Origin of the sequence: Streptomyces sp. SID14436 (assembly GCF_010548465.1) — a bacterium.
In the GTDB taxonomy this organism is placed as follows: domain Bacteria; phylum Actinomycetota; class Actinomycetes; order Streptomycetales; family Streptomycetaceae; genus Streptomyces.
The window spans coordinates 1-2366 of record NZ_JAAGMD010000304.1; the positions used below are offsets into that span (position 1 = coordinate 1).

Sequence of the window (2366 nt, forward strand, 5' to 3'; positions counted from 1 at the left end):
CGTGGTCCGGCGTCCGCGGGCGGTGCCGGGACGGTGCCGGGCGGCGGGCCCGTGTCCTGGGGCGGTCCCGGGGCGGTGTCGGGCGGCCGGGTCACTCGGGCGGGGTTTCCAGCCGGATGGCGGAGACGGGGCAGTAGTCGGCGGCCTCCTCCGCGGCGTCGAGCAGGTCGGCGGGCGGGTGGGCGGTCCGCAGGACCACCTTGCCGTCGTCGCCCTGGTCGAAGAGGTCCGGCGCGACCAGGGAGCACGCCCCGCTGCGGCAGCAGGCGTCGGTGTCGACCCGGAGCAGGGCCCGCCCGGGGCCGGCCGGGGCGCTCACGCGGGCGTCCTCTCGGTCCGCTCACCCCAGGTGACGGGCAGGTCGACGGTGCCGAAGACGAGGGTCTCGGTGCGGAACGGGATGTCCGGCTCGGGGACGGCCAGGCGCAGGTCGGGCAGGCGGGTCAGCAGCCGCTCGAAGGCGATCTGGAGCTCGATGCGGGCCAGGGTGTGCCCGACGCACAGGTGGGGGCCGTGGCCGAAGCTGAGGTGCGGGCGGCCCCGGCGGCGGACGTCGAGGGTGTGCGGGTCGTCGTAGACGCTCTCGTCGCGGTTGCCGAGCAGCGGGGAGACGACGATGCCCTCGCCGGCGGCGACGGTCTGGTCCCCGACCCGGATGTCCTCGGTGGCGATGCGGGTGATGCCGAACTGGAAGATGCTGAGGTAGCGCAGGAGTTCCTCGACCGCGCCGCGCAGCAGCTTCGGATCGTCCCGGACGAGGGCGAACTGCTCAGGGTGCATGAGCAGCGCGGCCGTCCCGGTGGTGATCATGTTGGCCGTGGTCTCGTGGCCGGCGGCGAGCAACAGGTAGGACGTGAGCAGGAGTTCGGGCCGGTCGACCTTGCCGGGCACCAGGTAGTCGGCGACGAGCCGGCTGATCATGTCGTCGCCGGGTTCCTTCTGCTTGCGGGTGACGAGCTCGTCGAGGTAGGCGCTCAGCGCGGCCTTGCTCTTGGCGATCCGCTCGGGGGCGCCGGCCCGGTGCGGGTCGAACAGGGCCTCCAGGTGGGTGGTGAAGAACTCGGCGTCCTCGTAGGGCACGCCCAGGAGACGGCAGATGGAGCTGGACGACACCGGAATGCCGTAGGAGTCGTGGAGGTTGGCGGGCGGCCCCTGGCGGATCATGTCGTCCAGGAGCTGGTCGCAGGCCTGCTCGATCTCCGGGCGCATCGCGGCGACCCGCTTCACCGAGAACTCCCCGGCGAGCATGGTGCGGTAGAAGGCGTGCTCCTCGCCGTCCATCCGCATGAAGGAGCCCTTGAGCACCGGCCGCATCTTCTGCCGGTACAGCGTGGGGAAGCCCTCCCTGCCCATGTCCGAGCTCATCCGCGGGTCGTCCAGCAGGGTCCGCGCGGCGTCGTAGGAGGTGACCAGCCAGGCGGGACCGGTGGGGAGTTGCACTTTCACCAGCGGTGCCTGCCGCTGCAGGTCGAGCAGACCGGCGGGCGGGTCGTAGGGACAGGTGCGGTCGGTCATCGGGTATGCGGGCAGCTGCTCGGCCACTGCGACCTCTTCTCCTGCTGGGCGGCACATTCCTCAACCTCGCTGGTACGGGCCGAGGTTGGCACAGCGCGGCGCGGCGGGACGCTCAATCGTGAGCGGGCGCCGCTGATCGGCGCGCCTAGGGTCGGGGCGGTTTCCCAGCGCACCAGCCTGGAGGTCGCGGTGACGATGTACGACCACGTCGGAGGCGAGGGCCCGCTGCGGCGGCTGGCCGAGGTGTTCCACCGCAAGGCGGTGGCCGACCCGATGATCGGGCGCCTGTTCGACTACGCCGGTGAGACGCACGTGCGCAATCTGACGGCGTACCTCGTGGAGGTCTTCGGGCACGGCAGTGCCTTCACCGACGAGATCGGCGGGTTCGAGCACGTCAAGAAGATGCACGCCGATCTGCGGATCCGCGACGAGCAGCGGGACCGGTTCGTGGAGCTGATGCTGGAGGCCGCGGACGAGGTGGGGCTGCCCGGGGACGAGCGGTTCCGCACCCGGTTCGAGGAGCAGCTGCGCCGGGCGGCGGCGATCACCACGCGGGCGTCCCGGATGAGCCAGGAGGACCTGGACACGCGGCACGGGCGGCTGGGGCGGTGGACGTGGTGACCGGGACGCCCGGCACGGCCGGGGAGCGGGTGGCCGCGGTCGTCGACGCGGTCCGGGAGACGTGCGGCGGACGGGAACCGGCGGCCGGCGAGCCGGTGCTGCCGCCGGGCGCCGACTCGATGACGGCGCTGGCTCTGGCCCTGGCCCTGGAGGACCGGCTGGGTGTCGCCGTGCCGCCGAGCCTGCTGCGGGAGGGCCACGACCCGGCCGCGCTGGCCGGGCGGCTCGCG

The 2366-nt window shown here is 73.1% G+C and carries 4 protein-coding genes; 2 read left to right on the top strand and 2 right to left on the bottom strand.

Going from position 1 to position 2366, the window contains the following annotated elements; translation table 11 throughout:
* Positions 1–91 precede the first annotated feature (91 nt).
* Positions 92–319 (bottom strand): ferredoxin, encoded by a 228-nt coding sequence (locus tag G3I53_RS11110; protein ID WP_343239648.1) that lies wholly within the window; start codon positions 317–319, stop codon positions 92–94.
* A complete protein-coding gene (locus G3I53_RS11115; RefSeq protein WP_203591591.1) occupies positions 316–1542 on the bottom strand; it encodes a cytochrome P450 in 1227 nt (408 codons plus the stop codon). The genes G3I53_RS11110 and G3I53_RS11115 overlap by 4 nt, the downstream gene beginning before the upstream one ends.
* A 168-nt stretch (positions 1543–1710) precedes the next feature.
* Here G3I53_RS11115 and G3I53_RS11120 point away from each other — a divergent pair, with 168 nt between their 5' ends.
* A complete protein-coding gene (locus G3I53_RS11120; protein ID WP_239063766.1) occupies positions 1711–2136 on the top strand; it encodes a group II truncated hemoglobin in 426 nt (141 codons plus the stop codon).
* On the top strand, positions 2133–2366 hold a 234-nt coding region (locus G3I53_RS34525; protein ID WP_164438294.1), incomplete at its 3' end, for a phosphopantetheine-binding protein. The genes G3I53_RS11120 and G3I53_RS34525, both read left to right, overlap by 4 nt.